This window comes from Arthrobacter sp. BGA-UO-ETr-C19, assembly GCF_059568005.1.
This window is the reverse complement of the sequence record NZ_JCAQPC010000019.1, coordinates 1-17,625: the sequence shown is the minus strand read 5'-3', so window position 1 is coordinate 17,625 and position 17,625 is coordinate 1. Positions and strand designations below refer to the sequence as shown.

The 17,625-nt window shown below is 65.0% G+C and carries 18 protein-coding genes and 1 rRNA gene; 10 read left to right on the top strand and 9 right to left on the bottom strand.

Annotated features, from left to right (window positions below):
- Positions 1 to 36 precede the first annotated feature (36 nt).
- The 3 genes from AC57BR_RS11500 (at position 37) to AC57BR_RS11490 (ending at position 2,407) form a co-directional block, all read left to right on the top strand.
- Entirely contained in the window at positions 37 to 582 is a 546-nt protein-coding gene (locus tag AC57BR_RS11500) for a gluconokinase (protein ID WP_496360599.1), read from the top strand.
- Between the two features lie 54 nt (positions 583 to 636).
- On the top strand, positions 637 to 2,040 hold the full coding sequence (locus tag AC57BR_RS11495) for a GntP family permease (RefSeq protein WP_496360597.1): 1,404 nt from the start codon (positions 637 to 639) through the stop codon (positions 2,038 to 2,040).
- Between the two features lie 100 nt (positions 2,041 to 2,140).
- On the top strand, positions 2,141 to 2,407 hold the full coding sequence (locus AC57BR_RS11490) for a hypothetical protein (protein WP_496360595.1): 267 nt from the start codon (positions 2,141 to 2,143) through the stop codon (positions 2,405 to 2,407).
- Between the two features lie 101 nt (positions 2,408 to 2,508).
- On the opposite strand, the gene AC57BR_RS11485 is transcribed toward AC57BR_RS11490, so the two are convergent.
- Both AC57BR_RS11485 and AC57BR_RS11480 read right to left on the bottom strand, forming a co-directional pair.
- On the bottom strand, positions 2,509 to 3,210 hold the full coding sequence (locus tag AC57BR_RS11485) for a type 1 glutamine amidotransferase domain-containing protein (protein ID WP_496360593.1): 702 nt from the start codon (positions 3,208 to 3,210) through the stop codon (positions 2,509 to 2,511).
- A gap of 40 nt (positions 3,211 to 3,250) precedes the next feature.
- Entirely contained in the window at positions 3,251 to 4,570 is a 1,320-nt protein-coding gene (locus AC57BR_RS11480) for a class I SAM-dependent methyltransferase (RefSeq protein WP_496360591.1), read from the bottom strand.
- A gap of 332 nt (positions 4,571 to 4,902) precedes the next feature.
- Between AC57BR_RS11480 and AC57BR_RS11475 the strand changes: the two genes are divergently transcribed.
- Complete coding sequence (locus tag AC57BR_RS11475) at positions 4,903 to 5,370, top strand: hypothetical protein (RefSeq protein ID WP_496360589.1); 468 nt, start codon at positions 4,903 to 4,905, stop codon at positions 5,368 to 5,370.
- Positions 5,371 to 5,608: 238 nt separating this feature from the next.
- Positions 5,609 to 6,076, top strand: coding sequence for a hypothetical protein (locus AC57BR_RS11470; protein ID WP_496360587.1), 468 nt, complete (start codon positions 5,609 to 5,611; stop codon positions 6,074 to 6,076).
- Between the two features lie 68 nt (positions 6,077 to 6,144).
- On the opposite strand, the gene AC57BR_RS11465 is transcribed toward AC57BR_RS11470, so the two are convergent.
- A complete protein-coding gene (locus AC57BR_RS11465) occupies positions 6,145 to 6,678 on the bottom strand; it encodes a hypothetical protein (protein ID WP_496360585.1) in 534 nt (177 codons plus the stop codon).
- Between the two features lie 389 nt (positions 6,679 to 7,067).
- Between AC57BR_RS11465 and AC57BR_RS11460 the strand changes: the two genes are divergently transcribed.
- Positions 7,068 to 8,699 (top strand): alkaline phosphatase D family protein, encoded by a 1,632-nt coding sequence (locus AC57BR_RS11460; RefSeq protein WP_496360583.1) that lies wholly within the window; start codon positions 7,068 to 7,070, stop codon positions 8,697 to 8,699.
- Between the two features lie 47 nt (positions 8,700 to 8,746).
- Here the strand turns inward: AC57BR_RS11460 and AC57BR_RS11455 are convergent, their stop codons facing one another.
- Positions 8,747 to 9,100: a GYD domain-containing protein gene (locus AC57BR_RS11455; protein ID WP_496360581.1), complete on the bottom strand. Its 354-nt coding sequence runs from the start codon at positions 9,098 to 9,100 to the stop codon at positions 8,747 to 8,749.
- A 147-nt stretch (positions 9,101 to 9,247) separates the two neighbouring features.
- On the opposite strand from AC57BR_RS11455, the gene AC57BR_RS11450 reads away from it, so the two are divergent.
- Positions 9,248 to 9,520: a hypothetical protein gene (locus tag AC57BR_RS11450; RefSeq protein WP_496360579.1), complete on the top strand. Its 273-nt coding sequence runs from the start codon at positions 9,248 to 9,250 to the stop codon at positions 9,518 to 9,520.
- Between the two features lie 143 nt (positions 9,521 to 9,663).
- Here the strand turns inward: AC57BR_RS11450 and AC57BR_RS11445 are convergent, their stop codons facing one another.
- Positions 9,664 to 9,960: a hypothetical protein gene (locus AC57BR_RS11445; protein WP_496360577.1), complete on the bottom strand. Its 297-nt coding sequence runs from the start codon at positions 9,958 to 9,960 to the stop codon at positions 9,664 to 9,666.
- A 240-nt stretch (positions 9,961 to 10,200) separates the two neighbouring features.
- Here AC57BR_RS11445 and AC57BR_RS11440 point away from each other — a divergent pair, with 240 nt between their 5' ends.
- Positions 10,201 to 11,136: a 3'-5' exonuclease family protein gene (locus AC57BR_RS11440; RefSeq protein WP_496360575.1), complete on the top strand. Its 936-nt coding sequence runs from the start codon at positions 10,201 to 10,203 to the stop codon at positions 11,134 to 11,136.
- 192 nt (positions 11,137 to 11,328) lie between these two features.
- Positions 11,329 to 12,084: a ZIP family metal transporter gene (locus tag AC57BR_RS11435; protein ID WP_496360573.1), complete on the top strand. Its 756-nt coding sequence runs from the start codon at positions 11,329 to 11,331 to the stop codon at positions 12,082 to 12,084.
- A 19-nt stretch (positions 12,085 to 12,103) separates the two neighbouring features.
- Here the strand turns inward: AC57BR_RS11435 and AC57BR_RS11430 are convergent, their stop codons facing one another.
- The 4 genes from AC57BR_RS11430 to AC57BR_RS11415 all read right to left on the bottom strand — a co-directional run bounded on the left by AC57BR_RS11430 (position 12,104) and on the right by AC57BR_RS11415 (position 16,741).
- Positions 12,104 to 12,286, bottom strand: a complete 183-nt coding sequence (locus tag AC57BR_RS11430; RefSeq protein WP_496360571.1) for a PspC domain-containing protein — start codon at positions 12,284 to 12,286, stop codon at positions 12,104 to 12,106.
- 143 nt (positions 12,287 to 12,429) lie between these two features.
- Complete coding sequence (locus tag AC57BR_RS11425) at positions 12,430 to 14,778, bottom strand: multicopper oxidase domain-containing protein (RefSeq protein ID WP_496360569.1); 2,349 nt, start codon at positions 14,776 to 14,778, stop codon at positions 12,430 to 12,432.
- A gap of 166 nt (positions 14,779 to 14,944) precedes the next feature.
- Positions 14,945 to 16,345, bottom strand: coding sequence for a GAF domain-containing serine/threonine-protein kinase (locus tag AC57BR_RS11420; protein ID WP_496360567.1), 1,401 nt, complete (start codon positions 16,343 to 16,345; stop codon positions 14,945 to 14,947).
- 138 nt (positions 16,346 to 16,483) lie between these two features.
- Entirely contained in the window at positions 16,484 to 16,741 is a 258-nt protein-coding gene (locus AC57BR_RS11415; protein ID WP_496360565.1) for a hypothetical protein, read from the bottom strand.
- Positions 16,742 to 17,432: 691 nt separating this feature from the next.
- Between AC57BR_RS11415 and AC57BR_RS11410 the strand changes: the two genes are divergently transcribed.
- A 16S ribosomal RNA gene (locus AC57BR_RS11410) occupies positions 17,433 to 17,625 on the top strand; the annotation flags it as partial.

Genomic DNA, 17,625 nt, shown 5'->3' with positions numbered 1-17,625 from the left:
TTCCACAAGCCAAAGACGTCTTCCTCGGAGGTAAACATGCAGTATCCAGCCACGCATCTGGTGGTCATGGGCGTTGCCGGTTCGGGCAAGTCCACCATCGCAGCGGCCCTGTCCAAGCACCTGGGTTGGGCGTGCGCGGAGGCGGACGAGTTCCACCCGGAGTCCAACATCGACAAGATGAGCCAGGGCATCCCGCTGCAGGACGAGGACCGCTGGCCCTGGCTGCAGCAGATCCAGGACTGGATGACCGAACAGGCCCGGGCCGGCCACAGCACCGTGCTCACCTGCTCCGCGCTCAAGCAGAGCTACCGGAGGCTGCTGTCCGAAGCCGAAGGCCGCGTGCTGTTCATCCACCTCCACGGCGAGGCAGCCCTGATCAGCGAGCGGATGCAAGGACGGGCAGGCCACTTCATGCCGCCCACGCTCCTGCCCAGCCAGCTGGCCACACTGGAACCCCTGACCGCAGAGGAACTGGAAGCCGGCAGCCTCCGCTTGGACATCACCCGCTCGCCGGACGAACTCATCGAGGCCATCCTTGCCGCGCTGAAGCTCCCTTCCGGCAAAGCACCGTGCGCTAACTAAGCCCCCACACTCTTTCACCTCCCCAACTGCAAGACCCTGTTTCAAAGGAGAATCATGACCATCGAAGGATGGACCCAAACACTGGGCGCAGGACCACTGCTGCTCATCGCGGCAGCGGCGATCGCCGTCCTGCTCTTCCTGATCATCCGGCTGCGCATGCACGCGCTGCTGGCACTGATTTTGGTCAGCCTGGCCACGGCCTTCGCCACCGGAATCCCTGCGAACCAGGTGGTCCCGGTGCTGGTCAACGGCTTCGGAACAACCCTCGGCACCGTCGCGCTGCTGGTCGGCCTCGGCGCGATGCTCGGCCGCATCGTGGAAACCAGCGGCGGCGCCAAGGTGCTGGCCGACTACCTGATCGGCATCTTCGGGGAAAAGCGGGCCCCGTTCGCGCTGGGCCTCGCGTCCCTGATCTTCGGCTTCCCGATCTTCTTCGACGCCGGCCTCGTGGTCATGCTGCCCGTCGTGTTCGCCGTGGCCCACCGCCTGGGCGGGGGAGTGCTGCGCTACGGCCTGCCCGCCGCCGGTGCGTTCTCCGTGATGCACATCTTCCTGCCGCCGCACCCGGGCCCGGTCTCGGCGTCGGCCTTCTTCGAGGCGAACGTCGGCCTGGTGACCATCGCCGGCCTGCTCACCGCGATCCCCACCTGGTACGTCACGGCCTACCTCTACGGCCTGTGGACCGGCAAGAAGCTGGAGCTCCCCGTTCCGGAACTGCTGGGCCACGCCACCGCCGACGCCGAATCCCACCCGCCGCGGTTCCGCACCGTGATCGGCCTGCTGCTCCTGCCGCTGGTCCTGATCTTCATCAACACGGGCCTGAACACCCTCGCCGCCTCGGGCGTGCTGTCCGAGTCGGTCAAGAAGGAACAGTGGTTCCAGGTGCTGCGCACAATCGGTGAAACGCCGGTGGCACTGCTCATCTCCGTCCTGGTTGCCATGTTCGTCCTTGGCGCCCGCCGCGGAGTCCACAACGGCGCCCTGGAGAAGCTGCTTGAATCCTCGCTGGGCCCGGTCTGCTCGGTCATTCTCATCACCGGCGCCGGCGGCATGTTCGGCGGTGTCCTGCGCACCTCCGGCATCGGCGACGCCCTCGCCGATGTGCTCGGCAACATGGGCATCCCGCTCATCCTGGCCGGCTTCCTGATCTCCGCAATCCTGCGGATCGCCCAGGGTTCCGCGACCGTTGCATTGACCACGACTGCCGGACTCATCGCCCCGGCCGTTGCCGCGGGCGGGCTGAACGGCATGCAGGTCGCGGCCATGGTTATCGCCGTGGCCGCGGGCTCCGTGGTGGTCTCCCACGTCAACGACTCGGGCTTCTGGCTGGTGGGCCGCTTCTTCGGAATGGACGTCAAGACCACCCTGAAGACGTGGACCGTTATGGAAACCCTGATCGGCGTCATGGGCTTCACCATAGCCGCGGTGATCTTCCTGGTCGCCGGCCTGGCCGGTTAGCTACAGCTTTCTAAAGTACGACGGCGGGAAGCCGGCAGATCTGCCGGACCCCGCCGTCGTCGTGCTATGACTGGAAGCCCAACCACGAAGGCGGACCACATTGATCAATCTGCAGCAGGATGCCGAAGGCTTCATCCGGATGAACCGGCATTTCCCGGAGAGCATCCTCGTCTCCGTTACTTTTTCTGACGGCTCGGTGGAGGAGGTCTCCGGCAAGCGGCTCAACCAGGCGTACGACGAAGCCCTGGCCGAGTTCCGCGCGCAGAACCATCTGGACGCGAAGGGCTTCTCGCGTCACCAGAAAAGCCGGAGCAACCCCGGCAACAAGGTCGACTTCGTGCGGGTCCAGCCCGGCATGGGGGACTGAGGGGCGCCGACGTTTAATGCAACGCGGGGTCAGATATCGCCCAATCCCCTGCCGGGATCGGGCGGTATCTGACCCCGCGTTGCTGTTTAAGCCGGCGGTGCCTACTCCGCGAGGGCCTTGATGACCTCCTTGGCCACGTCCTCACTGGACTGCGGGTTCTGGCCGCTGATCAGGTTGCCCTCGCGCACCACGTGGCTGGCCCAGTCCGGGCCGGTTTCCACGTTGGCGCCCTTCCCCCGCAGCGCCGTCTCCACGAACCAGGGCGTGTTCTCGCCGGTGCCGCCGCCCATCTCCTCCGAGTTGGTGAAGACCGTGAGCTTGCGGCCTGTGAAGGCGAAGGCGCCGTCGTCGGCCGTGGCGCTGAGCAGGCCCGCCGGCCCGTGGCAGAAGGGGGCGATGATCTTGCCGGCGCCGTCCGCCTCCACGAGAATCCGGCCGAGGTCCTTGTCCTGGAAAAGGTCCGCCATGGGGCCGTGGCCACCCGGCAGGACGACGGCGTCGTAAGCGGACATGTCGACGTCGGCCAGCACCAGCGGCGCGAAAAGGTCGACGTCGATCATCTCCAGATAAGTCCGGAAGTCCTCCGCGCGCTCCTCGCTGCCCACCATGTCTGCCTGCAGGCTGATCTTGTCCACCGTGGGCTTGACACCGCCGGGAGTGGCAAAGTCCACGTTGTGCCCGGCCTGCTGCAGGGTGCGGTGCGCCACCACCAGCTCCTCGGCCCAGAATCCGGTGGGGTGCTGGCTGCCGTCCTTCATGGTCAGCGAATCGGCCGCCGAGACGACCATCAGAATGTTAGCCATTGTCCTTGCTCCTTGTGTGGTTTTCTTGGTGTCGACGCGCTCAACTAGCGGCCCATTCCCTCAGCCGCAGCGGCGGCTCCTCGCCGCCGGCCTTCTGCAGCAGCACCTGGTTCACTCCCGTCAGGCCGTCCTCGAAGCCGACGGCGCTGGCCGCCATGTAGAGCCGCCAGATGCGGGCGCGGCCGTCGGACGTCAGCCGCACGGCCTCGTCCCACTGCTCCTCGAGGTTCTTCACCCAGGCCCGCAGCGTCAGGGCATAGTGCCGGCGGAGGGCCTCGACGTCGAGCACCTCGAAGCCGCCGCCCTCCAGCGCCACCACCATCTCGCCCAGGCTGAGCATCTCGCCGTCGGGGAAGACGTAGCGGGGGATGAAGGAATCGGGATCGTCCTCGGTGGGTCCGGCGTTCCAGGAGATGGCGTGGTTGAGCAGCCGCCCGCCGGGCCGCAGCAGGCCATGAAGCTGGGAGACGTAGCGGCCCAGCTGTTCGCGGCCGACATGCTCTGACATGCCGATGGAGCTGATCGCGTCATAGGGGCCGTCGGTCACGTCGCGGTAGTCCTGGACGCGGATCTCCACGAGTTCCGTCAGCCCGGCCTCGGCCACCCGCTTGCGGGCCAGCTCCGCCTGCTCGGTTGACAGTGTGATGCCGACGACGCTCGCCCCGTACCGCCCGGCGGCGTGCAGCGCGAAGCTTCCCCAGCCGCAGCCCACGTCCAGCACGCGCATGCCGGGCTTCAGACCCAGCTTGCGGCAGACGAGGTCGAGTTTGGCTTCCTGCGCCTCTTCCAGGCTCCGGCCCTCGTCCGGCCAGACCGCGCACGAGTAGACCAGGGACGGACCGAGGACCAGCCGGTAAAAGTCGTTGCCGACGTCGTAATGGTGTGAGATCGCGGCGGCGTCCCGTTTCTTGGAGTGCCGCCTGCCGTGCTTTTCCACCCTCGCCTCTTCGGGCGGGGGAGCGGGGTTGGGCCCGAGCGCGCCGAGCCGGACACCCGTCTTCGCCAGCGTCCACATTTCCCGGGGTGTCAGCGGACTGAACGGGCCGGGCTCGGCGAACTTGCCGGCGGAGCTGAGGGCGGCGAAGGCCGCGAAGATGTCGCCGTGCGCTTTGATCTCGCCGGCAACGTACGCGCGGCTCAGGCCCAGCTGCCCGGGCGACCAGAGGATCCGCCGCAGCGCCCGGCGGGACGTGAACTCGATCAGTGGCGCCTCTTCGGGACCTGCTTCCGAGCCGTCCCACGCCCGCAACCGGACCGGTATCTGGTCCGTGCCCGACTCCCCATTGTTCAATTCCCTGGTGCCGAGGACGATGGCCAATGCCTTGGCCAGTTTTGGTGCCGCTCCGGTTGTCTTTGCCATCCTTGTCGCCTCTCGTCCGCTGCCCAGCTCGGCGGGGCTGCGCCATTGCAGTCCCGTGTCAATAACGTACACAAGCCTGCCTGCAGCGGACAGGGAGACAACCCTGTCTCGCGGGGTCCAGTTCTTTCCGGACGCTCCTGGGCTCCCCGAATTCGCCGGAAGCCTTCCAGATCGCCGGAAGTTTCCGGCGTCCTCGGCACGTTCCGGCGAACTCGTGAATCATCATGTCCGGGCGAGTCGCGCCTGTGCCCAACATCTCGACTCTGGACCGGCGTTCAGGGCGGTGGGATCCTGATCGCAAACACCTGCCGGAGAGGGAGGCTGATACCGCCATGGACGACTCACCGGAGACACGTCAGAGGCTGTCCGACCGCATCGAGGAAAAACAGACCGCGCTCCGCTCCTACCTGGAGCGGCTCCGGCCCCGCCGGCACAAGCTCACGGAATTCAGCGTCGCCGGCAGCGTGCTCGCGGCTCTGTTCACCGCGGGTCCGGCGTTCGGCGGCACCGGGTTCACTGCAGCAGTCCAGGGCGTGTTCTCCCTGAATGACGCTTCCGTGGTGTGGCGCGCCCTTTGCCTGGGGGCAGTGGTTCTGTCGGTCGGGGCCGGGCTCGCCACGAACTTCGCCAACTCACAGGCTTTGGCCGAAAAGGTCACCGCAGCGGAGACAGCAATCGCCCAACTGGAAGGGCTGCAACTGTCCCTGGGCTTCGGCCACATAGCGATTGACGAGGCAGCGATGCTTTACAAGCAGTTCGTTTCCCACGTTCCGTTCGTGGCAGAGGTTCCGTCCCGCTGAGCGGCATTTCAAGTACGACGGCGGGGGCAGCCAGTCGGATGCCGCGTAATCGCCCCCGTCGATCGCACGCCTGCTCTGGTCCCGGTGCTCCTGCCTGCCTGCGGCGAAACTTTGATCGACGCCTTGCTGTTCCGCGCACTGTGGCGGACGGACCCTGAGCATCCGCGTCTGGACCGGGATTCCGGGCGGTGGGATCCTGATCCAAACGTCGACGGGGGGAGAAAGGCTGTAGCTAACCATGGAAGAATCCGCCGATACGCGGCAACGGCTGTCCGAGCGCATTGACCAAAAGCAGCAGGCCATCCGCTCCTACTTGGGGCGGGAGCGGCCGCGCCGGAACAGGCTCTCAAATGTAAGCATCGTGGGCAGTGCACTGGCTGCCGCGCTCACGGCCGGACCGGCAGTGGGCGGAACTGGATTCACGGAGGCGGTGCGCGGGATCTTCTCGCTGGACGACGACTCCATCGTGTGGCGGTTCCTTTGTCTGGCCGCCGTGATTTTCTCCGTGTCGGCCGCACTGGCCACCAACTTCGCAAACTCCCGCGCGCTGGGCGAAAAGGTAAGCGCGGCCGAGAGCGCCAACGCGCAGTTGGAGGGACTGCAGTTGTCCTTGAACTTCGGCAACCTGGCCGTGCCCGACGCCCTCAAGCTCTACCAGCAAGCCGTGGCACCGGTGGCGTTCGTGGACGAGGTGCCTTTGCGCTGAGCTGCTGTCGCGGAAGGTACGACGGCGGGTGGCTGGCGGTGATGCCAGCCACGCGTTCGTCTGCACTCCTACGCGAGCGCCGCGCAAACGTCGACTACCTGCCCCTTTCCGCTGAAAACCCTTACCTCTTGGGGTACTGGAAGGTCATCCGTTATGGCGTAGTTGAACTCACCAACCAGGAGGAATAAGCCAACGCGTTCGGAATTGGCATCCCTTGCATTAGTCACGACATTTCTGCCTGTCACTACTTCCTCAAGAACTGTTCCGTCCGGAGTTTGCGTAACAACTTCCCGACGGACGCCGGTGACTACGTAACTAACGGATTTTGTGCCGTTTGTCAGAGTGACTTTTTGTCCCGGTGATGTGAAGATCGTCCTGCCTTGCTGACTCTCAATGATTTTGAATTTCCCAGTGACAACTACGCCAACAGGAAAGGCGCAGGCACCGCCATCGGCAATCGCTGGGATGGTGCCGCTGCCGTTGATTATGTCTATGACGACTGGCTTGTTTGGATTCGGTTTTTCGGGCGGGGCGGCAGTACCAGGGCCAGCGCTAAGTACCGGTCCTAGCAAAAGAGCAATAGCGACTAGCAGTTTCTTCATGACAAACTCCATCCAAGAGCAAGCAAAGCGCGCGGGCCAGAAGAAGGCCGCAGATCTACGCGCAGAGAAGTGAGGGCGGCTGATATTTGCCGCGGGCAAATATCAGTCTGAAGCGGTTCCCCCATTAGGAGCCGCAGATGAGTTGCCGCGAGGAAAGATGCAATGCACCAAATTTCCCACTCATTTCCCCTTGCTTGGAAGTAAGGGTACGCTCTCAGCATTATCTTCTTTGATTAATGCCTAGATGCAGGATATTAGACCCTACATCTCTCGCATGGGAAGACAATTTCATTATTTGTCAACGAATTCAAACGGGTTGTCACCGGCCCGCTTCACCCGGTTCACCCCACCGTCGCCGTCCCGTAACCCGGCCAAACAACGATGGGCCCATGACTGCTCTCACCCGCCGAAACGTCCTCAAAGGTGCCATCGCCGCTGCCGGTGCTGCCGCCGTCGCGCCCTCACTGGTGGTCCCTGCCCACGCAGCCCGGCCGGCCGCCGTGCCCCTGGTCCGCACCCGACTGACCCTCCCGTCCGGCATCGCCACCGGAGATGTCACAACCAACTCGGGCGTCCTGTGGTCCCGCGCGTCGGGCGCGGGCCGGCTGGTTGCCAATCTGGTGGCGGTCGACGAGGACGGGTCTGCGCTCCGCGGCAGCCCCGCCTTCAGCCGGGTGCTGCGCGGCACCACTGCCAGCGATGCCACCGACTTCACCTCGAAGATCGCCGCCCGTGACCTCCCGGCGGGAACCCGCTTCGCGCTCACCATGCACTTCGAGGACCCGGACGGCAACGCAGGCGAGACCGCCCGCGGCTCCTTCAGCACCGCGCCCGGCTCGAAGGCCAGCAGCCCCTGGTCCCGCGGCGCCGGCAGCAAGCGCGGCCAGAGCTTCGTCTGGACCGGCGACACCGCCGGCCAGGGCTGGGGCATCAACGAGGAGATCGGCGGCATGCGCGGGTACGCGGCCATGCTCGCCACCAAGCCGGACTTCTTCATCCACTCCGGCGACACCATCTACGCCGACGGCCCCATCGCCGCCCAGGTCACCGAGCCGGACGGCCAGATCTGGCGCAACCTCGTCACCGAAGAGGTCTCCAAGGTGGCCGAAACCCTCGAGGAATACCGCGGCCGGCACCGCTACAACATGATGGACAAGAACATCCGCGCCCTTTACGCGGAGGTCCCGGTCATCGCCCAGTGGGACGACCACGAGACCCACAACAACTGGTACCCGGGGCAGATCCTCAGCGACGCCCGCTACACCGAGCGCCGCGTGGACGTCCTCGCCGCCCGCGGCCGCCAGGCCTGGCAGGAGTACCAGCCCATCGCCCAGCTCAGCGACGGCAGCACCGGCTTCGAACCCGCCCGCATCTACCGCAAGATCACCCGCGGCCCGCAGCTGGACGTCTTCTGCCTGGACATGCGGACCTTCAAGGACCCCAACACGGACGGCAAGGAAACGAACCTCACCCACATCCTGGGCCAGGAACAGGCCGACTGGCTGATCCGCGAGGTCAGCACGTCCAAGGCCACGTGGAAGGTGATCTCCGCAGACCTGCCGCTGGGCATCATCGTCCCCGACGGACCCTCAGCGCAGGAGTCCCTGTCCAACCGCGACGCCGGTGCCCCCTTGGGCAAGGAGCTCGAGATCGCGCGGGTCCTGTCCGCGTTCAAGCGCAACCGGGTTAAAAACGTCGTCTGGCTCACCGCGGACGTGCACTACTGCGCCGCCCACCACTATTCACCCGAGCGCGCCGCCTTCCAGGACTTCGAACCCTTCTGGGAGTTCGTGGGCGGGCCCATCAATGCCGGCAGCTTCGGCCCCAACCAGATGGACGCCACCTTCGGCCCGGAGGTGGTCTTCTCCCGTGCCGGTGCCTACGCCGGCGAGTCCCCGCGCAGCGGCGAAAGCCAGTACTTCGGCCACGTAGACCTCGGCCAGGACGACGTCTTCTCCGTCACCCTCCGCAACGCCAACGGCACGGTGATCTTCCGCAAGGACCTGAACCCGGAACGCTAAGCCGGTGGTTGAGCCTGCGCGGGCCAGGCTCAACCAGGGGGACAGGCTCAATCGACGGTAACCTCGGGCTGCTGTGCTGTGCCGGGCGGTTGGTACTTGATCTTCGCAGCCTGCCGCATGGCTTCCATCGATTCCTCGACGCTCAAAAGCACCGTGGTTTCGAAGGAACTGAGCGCACCGCCTCCACTAAGCGCCAGTGCCACTGCAGCCATGGAGACGTTGTCGGGGGCCTCCCAAAGGTTGTACCCGTCGTGGGAGCCGAAGGCGTACCAGAATCCATGGAGCTTCCCGCCGACCGATTCGATGTAAGTCTGGGCGGCCTTTCGTCGGTCCTCAGGGTTGTTGATCAGCCTTGCCCATGTGTCCGGTGTGTAGCTGAATCTGGATAGGTAGAGCGGCATCGTCTCGTCCTTTCGTTCACTGTCGGAAGCAGGATTCACCCAGAATGGCAGGGTGCTGCGCGGCCAGCAACGGCTGGATTTCCCGGCCCGGCCTGCTCGCGGTCAGGGGAGGTAGCCACCCGTGCCGTCCGGTGGGACGATTCCACTATGAGCGAGAACTTTCCGGATCATGGGCCGCGCCTGCACGCGCATGCGGCCCCCACCACCCAGCAGATGCGTACTGTCGGCCAGCGAAGGCGGGACGCGGAAGAGAAGCTTGAACAGCATCTGCAGGAAGCCCGTCATAAGGACGAGCCGGCCAACGGTGAGCCCATCGCACTGTCGGGCACTCCGATGGAGGACGGCTCGGACATTGCCGGTCTCCAGTACGACGGCGGGCTGGCCGACGGTGAGAGTGTGGACCCGAACCCGGGGCGATAGGTTTCGCTCCCCACCGGCACCCTAACGTCGCAAGCTCGACGGCGGGTGGCCGGCAGACGTTGCCGGCCACCCGCCGTCGGGCTTTCTCGATGCTGTGGATGCTTCTCCTTTGAAGCATGAATGTTTGAACTGATGCCCGCTGGTCAGGCGGCCGGGCCCTCGGTCAGGTAGTTGTGGACCTCGTAAAACGTCACGTCTGGCTTTTGGGGGATGCCCACTTCGGCGGAGATGGGATCGATCTTCTCGCGGGCGAACGCTTCGAAAGCCTCCCTGCTCTTCCACGTGTCCACCACGCGGATCCCATTTTCGGTGGCGGCCACCCAGTGTGTCAGGCCGCCCGGCGCGCCGGGACCACCTTTGGTGAAGCCCATTTTTTCGATGACTTGGTCGTACTGCTCCAATGTTGCCCCGGCGAAATCCATGACGATGGCGACAGGCATGACGTGCTCCTAAATGCTTGTGGAATCACCTCGGGCGGCCCGGAAATGGACCGCCCAAGGCCTTGGTACTCCGGGCCGGGCAGGGTGTCAACGGTCTTTTCATTGGCCGAATGGCGCACGTCACATTTTCCGCCGGGAACGTAATCCGGCATCTGTTCTGCAAGAATGGCGATGTCATGTGCGGGAGGTCACAAGCAAAGGCGCTTGAGGCCTCCCGCGCTATGCCCTGGGGAGGCACGGATGTCAGGAATCAGTTTTACGGCCATCGACTTCGAAACGGCCAACAGCCACCGCGGCTCGGCCTGCGCGGTCGGCCTGGTGAAGGTCCGCGACGGGAACATCGTCGACACGGCATCGTGGCTCATCAAGCCGCCGCCCGGCATCGACGACTTTGATCCCATCAACGTGGAGCTCCACGGCATCGCGGAACAGGACGTCCAGAACGCCGCCGACTGGGAGATGTCCCTCGAAGGCATCCTGCAGTTCGTCTGCGAGGACCCGCTCGTGGCGTTCGACGCCGCCTACGACGCCTCCGTGATGCACAAAGCCACCGAGCACCAGCACCTGGACCTGCCGGCCGAGGAGTTCTACTGCGCGCTGCACCTCGCCCAGGACCACCTGCCCCTGCCGCGGCACCGCCTCAGTGACGTTCTCGCCGCCCTCGGTCTTCCGCCGGTTGAGCGGCATGAGCCGCGGGCGCACGCGCTGGCCTGCGCCCAGATAGTGCTCGCCATTGCGGCAACACGCGGCTTCTCCTCTCTGGCCGAGGTTTGGGAACAGCCGACGACGGCGGTCGGCAAGCGCCGCCGTGGCCGGCGCGTCCGCACCGACGCCGAACCGGAGGCCGAAACACCCGACACCGGACGCGCGGAACCTGATGCTGCACGTGGGGGACAGGATGAGCCTGATGCCAACCTCGCCGTGGTGGCGCCCGACGCCGGTCCGCACCGGAGAACTGCGAAGCGCGCGTTCAGTACCGCAGCGGGACTGGTGCTGTTCGCGCTGGGCGTGGCGGCCGCCGTCGGGCTCGCCTACCTCACCGGATTCACCATCCGCTTCTTCGCCGCCGGCCAGAGCGTCACGGCTGCACTGACACTCGCCGCAGCCGCGGCCACCATGTGGGCGATCTGGGCAAGCATCGCCCGCGGCTGGCATCGCCTCCGGCCCGGCACCTGACCCGTGTAGTTGATCCCCGGCAACTGACCCCCGCGCCATCGGCCTGCCGCCGCGGCTTCAGACTTCCCGTCTGCGAGAATGCTCGTGGACCGGGGGCAGGCGGAAGTGAACAATGCCGTCCCCCAGCTCAACGAAGTTCAACGGCTCAACGAAGCTTAGGGGAGGCCTCACGGCCAGGGAAGGCGGACATCCATGCCCATGTGGGCCCGGGCGCTTTTTTGGGGAACTCTTGCCGGCGGGGCGCTGGTTCTCGGCTCGGGACTGTCCTGGAAATGGAACATCCCCGCGAAGCTGGTCTCCTCGATCATGGCGTTCGGCGCTGGCGTCCTCATCTCCGCGCTCGCCTTCGAACTCGTGGACGAGGCCGTGCAGGGCGGCGGACTCTGGCCCACGGTCCTCGGCTTCCTCGCCGGCGCGGTGGTCTACGTCAGCGCCAACGCATTGCTGGCCCGCTCCGGAGCCAAGCACCGGAAGCGATCCAAGGACCAGCAGCCCTCCGAAAAGGAGGACCCGGGCAGCGGCACGGCCATCGCCGTCGGGGCGCTCCTGGACGGCATCCCGGAATCGGTGGTCCTCGGCCTCGGCCTCATCACGGCAGGCGCGGTGAGCCCGGCCATGCTCGCCGCCGTCTTCATCTCGAACGTCCCCGAAGGGCTGTCCAGTACGGCGGGCATGAAGAAGGCCGGCCGCAGCGCCAAGTATGTCTTCGGCGTGTGGGGCGGCATCGCGCTGCTGTGCGGGCTCGCGTCGCTGATCGGTTACACGGCGCTCGAGACGGCGCCAGACAGCATGGTCGCCTTCATCACCGCCGTCGCCGCCGGCGGGATCCTCGCCATGCTCGCGGACACGATGATCCCCGAGGCCTTCGAGGAGCACCACAACCTCACCGGCCTGGTGGCTGCGGTCGGCTTCCTCTCCGCCTTCACCATCCACCACGTCGGCGGGTAGCTCTCCTTTTTCCGGAGGTTTAATGCTCCTTGGGGATGAGGACCCACAGGGCGATGTAGACCAGTTCCCCAACACCGAACAGGCCGAACAGCACAAAGCCGATGCGGACCAGAGCCTTGGAAATACGGAATCGCGCAGCCAGCGCCGCACAGACGCCCGCGATCATCTTGCCGCTCCTGGGGCGGACCATACCAGCTTCCATGCCGCCACAGTAGCAGCCGGTTGCGCGTGAGTCAGCGGCCCGGGCCCAGCGGATTTTCCGCTGATTGAACCCCGACGACGGGCGGGCGGCGACGCTGTCGCCCTCCCGCCGTCGAGCTTTAACGAGCGGTCCGCAAGGGACGCTCAGGCCGCGGTGACCGTAACTGTCCGGGTGGCCAGGACCTTTGACGTGATCCAGTGCAGGAAGTCGATGCTGATGGTGTATTTGCCGGGAGTCGGCGGGCGGAGCAGGAAGTCGAACTTTTCGGCGGCCCCGGATTTGATGATGTCGGTCATCAGCGGCTGCCCGGCTACTGACGGCTGCACCGCCGGACCGGTCGGGCTCGGTGTAGTCCAGAACGGGCGGCCGTCATGTGCGATCAGCTCCGCGATCCTGGCCGGCCTGCCCGCGGCATCCATGATGCGCGTGCGCGTCGGGAAGTAGTCCACGTTCACCATGCGCACGAGTGTCGGGTAGCGGCCGTTCCGGACCACGTTTGCCTTCATCTGGGAGACGGCCCAGACCCGGTCGTCGCCCCTTGGCCGGCTGGGGATCGTGCCGCCCAGGAGGAAGAAGTGCCTGGGCTCGAAGCGGTTGAGCCCGGCATCCTCGCCGTTGAGCCCGGCAGCGTGGTTCAGTTCATGCCACCGGGGATCGAGGGAATACGGCGCAATAAAGGTCTCGGTGGCGACGTCATACAGGGGGCCCTCGAACGAATGACGCCGCGTGCCGGCCGGGGTTGGCGCAGCGGGGTTGGGCCGGGGATCGACGACGATCGCGCCGAACATGCCCATCTGCACGTGGAGCGGGGTGTTGACGTGACAGTGGTAGAAATACGTTCCCGACCCCCCGCGGTTAGGGTTGCCCCGTTCGCCGACGTCGGGCCTCCACTGGTAGGTGTAGTGTCCCGTGACTTCGAAGGAGGTGTGGCCGACGCCGTCGTTCCGCGGGTCCGGTTCGATGCCGTGCCAGTGGATGGTGTGAACCCTCTTGCTGGGTTTGATCGTGGCCTGGAACAGCTGCCCCTCCTGCATCCGCACCGTCGTGCCGGGCAACTGGCGGCCGAATTTGTTTCCCTCGAAGCTCCACATCTCGTGCTCGGAGCCGTCAGGGAAATCGAACTTCCGGTTGAAGAAGTCCATCTCGAGGAAAACGTCAGGCTTCTGCGGGAATTCGGTCTCCGGGCTGCCCTCGTGGGGCTGATCCGACGAGAAATCCACCTGGCTCCTGAACGTGTGGTGCGGATCTGCTGCCGTCGGCGGAGCCCCCTGAGCGGGGGCGGGCTGGGCGGCTAGGACCCAGTCTGCCACCAGCCCGCCGGGGTAGAGGCCGCCGCGCGCGGTCTGGGACGGTTCCGCATGGCAGTGCATGGGATACGTCCAGTCCTCGGTCCTCGCGTTCCACACCGGGTCGATCACGTCCGGCGGCCGGCGGACCGGAAGTATCGCCTCCTTGCGTTCCAGCGGCTGGAGCTGAATGGTGTCCTCCCATTGCTGGAGTACCACGTCGCCCTGCGGCGATACCCTGCCGTTGGACCGGGGGAAATCGAGGCCGTTGGCCCGCACGGTCCACACATGATTGCCGTGATAGTGCAGCTGGTGGTCCACGATGCCGGCGTTGAGCATCCGCATGAGGTGTCCAGTGCGGATGGCCCCGGCTGACGGGGAGGCACTGAAGTTGCGCACATCGGTCTCGCGGGGATGCCCTGAAGCCAGAGTGTCCTCATGCCGCCGGTCGTTGAACTCCTTATCCGTGGTGACGGCCAGCGCCTGGAACCCCGAATAGCCGTTGATGGTGAAGTAGTCCGGAACTGCCGGCGTGGCGAGGGGATCCACCGTCTGCCCCCTCGAAGTGATCCGCGCCCAGTTGGAATCCACGTCGTGGCAGAGCCACAGCCACTGGCGCTCGAACTCCGCCGCGCCCGGGGCAAGCCGCCATGCATTCCGCGGATCGATGACCACCAGCGCGCCGTACAGGCCAAGGGTCCGTTCCACCGGCTGGTTGCCCGGGTCTGTGTACACATAGGTCCCAGGCAAGGGTGCAGGAAACCTCAGGAGCTTAGTTTTTCCGGGAGCGATCTGGGCGGAGCCGATGTCCGCCCCGCCTGGCCCGGCACGGTGGAACCGAATCTCATGCGGCTGCGCGAGGTTGTTGTGCAGCAGGATTTCGATGATGCTGCCCGTCTCGGCGATCAGCGTCCGGGGCGGAAAGAAGCTGGCCCAGTAGCCTCGCCGGGCAAGGAACTGCCGCGTGAATGCGGGATCCGGCCGCAGCGGTGCCGGCCTTCCAAGCGGCGGCAGCGGCGCACCAAGGGGATAGGTCCTGCTTGCCACCACCCGGCCGTTGGCCGTGATGACCCGCGGGCTTATCGCCAGCGCCGGCTTCGGATCGTTTATTGCAGTGCGGCGGTCCCCGAATCCACGGTGGTACACGAGCGATCCGTCCACCATCGGGACGAATCCGTCGTTGATATGGATGTCGACGATTGCCATGGCTGACCTCCCGTGTGCAGGGGGCCGGATTTTAGGCTTGAACTCAGGTCCATGTGTCGCCCCCAATTGCGCCTACAGACAGCACCATGGTGGTGGCAGCAGCCTAGAGAAAACTTGCGGCGCCCTCGAGGAAGGTGCATGTCCTGACATACGCCTCCCGAGGTCGCTAGTTCACGACGCCGGAATCCTGGGGAGCACCATGCAACCCGGCTGCTGCTTCAATCCGCAGCTCAAGGTCGGTCATGACCATCGCGGCCAGGTCGCGCAGATTGGCGTTGTCCTCTGGGGTCATGGTGCGCGGTTCGAAGTCCAGGATGCACAGGGTGCCCAGGCTGTAGCCGTCCCCCGTCTTAAGAGGAGCGCCGGCATAGAACTTCAGCCCGAACTCACCCGCGACCAGCGGATTCAGCAGGGTCCTCGGGTCCTCCGGCGCGTTTTCCACCACCCAAAGATCGTCCTGAAGGATCGCTGACGCGCACAGGCCTGGGTCCCTGCTGATCTGTTCCACGTCCACGCCGTGGTGGGACTTGAACCAGATCCGGTCATGATCCACGATCGACACGATGGCCACCGGCACTGAGAAGAGCCTGGCGGCCAGCGCCGTGATCCTGTCGAAGGCGCCGTCCGGGGGAGTGTCGAGGATGCCGTATCTGTGCACCGCCTCCATCCGGGCTTCCTCGTCGGCAGGGATGATGGTGGGGTCCACCTTGTGCTTTCCGCGGCTGCTCAGTGACAGCTCATGCAGGGCCTGGCTAACCTCGGTGGTCGACGGCCTGTCATCCGGATTCCGTGCCGTCATGGCCGCCAGGAGCAGCCGCCACTCCGGTTCCACGTCGTCAGGGATATAGGGGTCCTCCATGAGGCGCGCTAATGCGCTCTGCAACGGGTCACCCGGAAAGGCCTGCTGCCCGGTCAGGCATTCGAGCAGCACCAGGCCCAGGGAGTAAACATCGCTGGGCGGCCCGATAGGCTCGGCTTTCGCCTGCTCGGGGCTGAGGTAGCCGGCGGTGCCAAGGAATCCGCCGTCGTGGAGGTCTGGCGCATCAGCCATCAGCGCGATGCCGAAATCCGTCAGTTTTGCGTGCATGCGGGCGGTGTCGTGCTGGTAGTCGAAGACGAGGATGTTGCCCGGCTTGACGTCCCGGTGGACTACGCCGCTTTCATGGATGTAGGCGAGGGCGTCCGCCACGTCGTAGCCGATCTCGGCGGTGTGCCGGGAGGAGAGCGGGCCTTCGGCGAGGCGGCGCTTGAGATCCGGGCCTTCCACCAGCTCCATCACCAGGTAGATGCGGGTGCGGCCGGGCTCTTCGCGGTCGATGCCGGCGTCAAGGAGCGTGATCAGACTGTGGTGGTTCAGGGCAGCGAGGACCTTGACTTCGGCGTCGTCGTCCCGCGCCGGCTGAGGAGCGGTGTCGCTTCTGATGATGACCTTGAGAGCGACTTCGCGCTCGAGGGACACGTCGACGGCGCGGTACACGTAGGCCATGGCGCCGGAACCGATCTGTTCCACCACCTGGTACCTTCCGCCGAGGACTGTGCCTTCTGCAATGCCGGGTTGTACGGCCATTAGGTACCTTGATTTCCCCGCCGGCCCCCCGGGCCGGCGTTATAAGTGCGTTGAAGCGTCGTGGCAGCGGTGTGCGTAAAATGCAGAGTTTTGGGTACGCAAAAAGAGCCGATTTGCATCGGCTCTTTCTGCGTACGCCTAGATAAGGCTGGGGGCGCTCGCCAGGATGTAGTCGGCGGCTGCGGGCCCGGTCATGGCCAGCTCGCAGTAGGCCGGATCGATCCCTCGCGCCTTCAGTGCCGCAAACAGGGAGTCAGGGGCGGCTGGCTGCAACTTATGGATCAGGCACCAACTGGTGTACAGGCCGTAAAGCTCGTCGGATCCGAGAACCGTATCGGTCTCCCGCTCCGTGGTCAGCGCCTCGGCGATAAATTGTTCAAACTTGGTGGCGTCCATTTTTGGGCTCCTCTAAGGACATGTACATTGATCCGCCGTTTCTGCTTCAGCGATAAACGGATCTCCGCCCGTAGTGGCCAGCGATCTACCTGAAATTTATGCGAGACAGACTGTTCTGTCTAGTTGAGCCGGGGACGCGCAAAGTAGCATCGTGAACGCCACTTTCGATGAGGGGCAGCGACGGCCGGCGGACAGCATTTGCTGCTCGCACAGCATGTCCAGAACGGCCCGTTTCTGTCGCTCCCGCCGTCGAGTCCGAGGCGATTTGCACGCGCCCCCGTGGCCGTGTAGAGTCATTCGAGTCGCCGCCGCTGAAGCGGACAAATAGCGACCGACCCCCTTTCAAACAGCCTGAAAAATGGTGCACTAAACAGTGCGCCGCGGACGGGCCGGGGACCTCCCTGCAAGCAAAAATCGCGGAAACGCCGATTTGCAAAGCTTCGCCGGACCGGGTAAGTTTGAAAAGTTGCTCCGGAGCGATCCTGAACGTTGGTTTGGGTGGTGCCGGGTGTGTCTGTTGTTTGAGAACTCAATAGTGTGCCAAGTTTGTTGATACCGATTTTTTATGAATTGGTTGATTGTGCCGGGCTGCCCACCCCCGTGGTGTGGCCTGGTGTTTTTAGCTGGTTTCAAATTTTGTGCAGCCTTCGTTCCTGTTATTTCCGGGGGTGTTGGTTGTGTCTGTTTTTCTTCAACGGAGAGTTTGATCCTGGCTCAGGATGAACGCTGGCGGCGTGCTTAACACATGCAAGTCGAACGATGATCCGGTGCTTGCACCGGGGATTAGTGGCGAACGGGTGAGTAACACGTGAGTAACCTGCCCTTGACTCTGGGATAAGCCTGGGAAACTGGGTCTAATACCGGATATGACTCCTCATCGCATG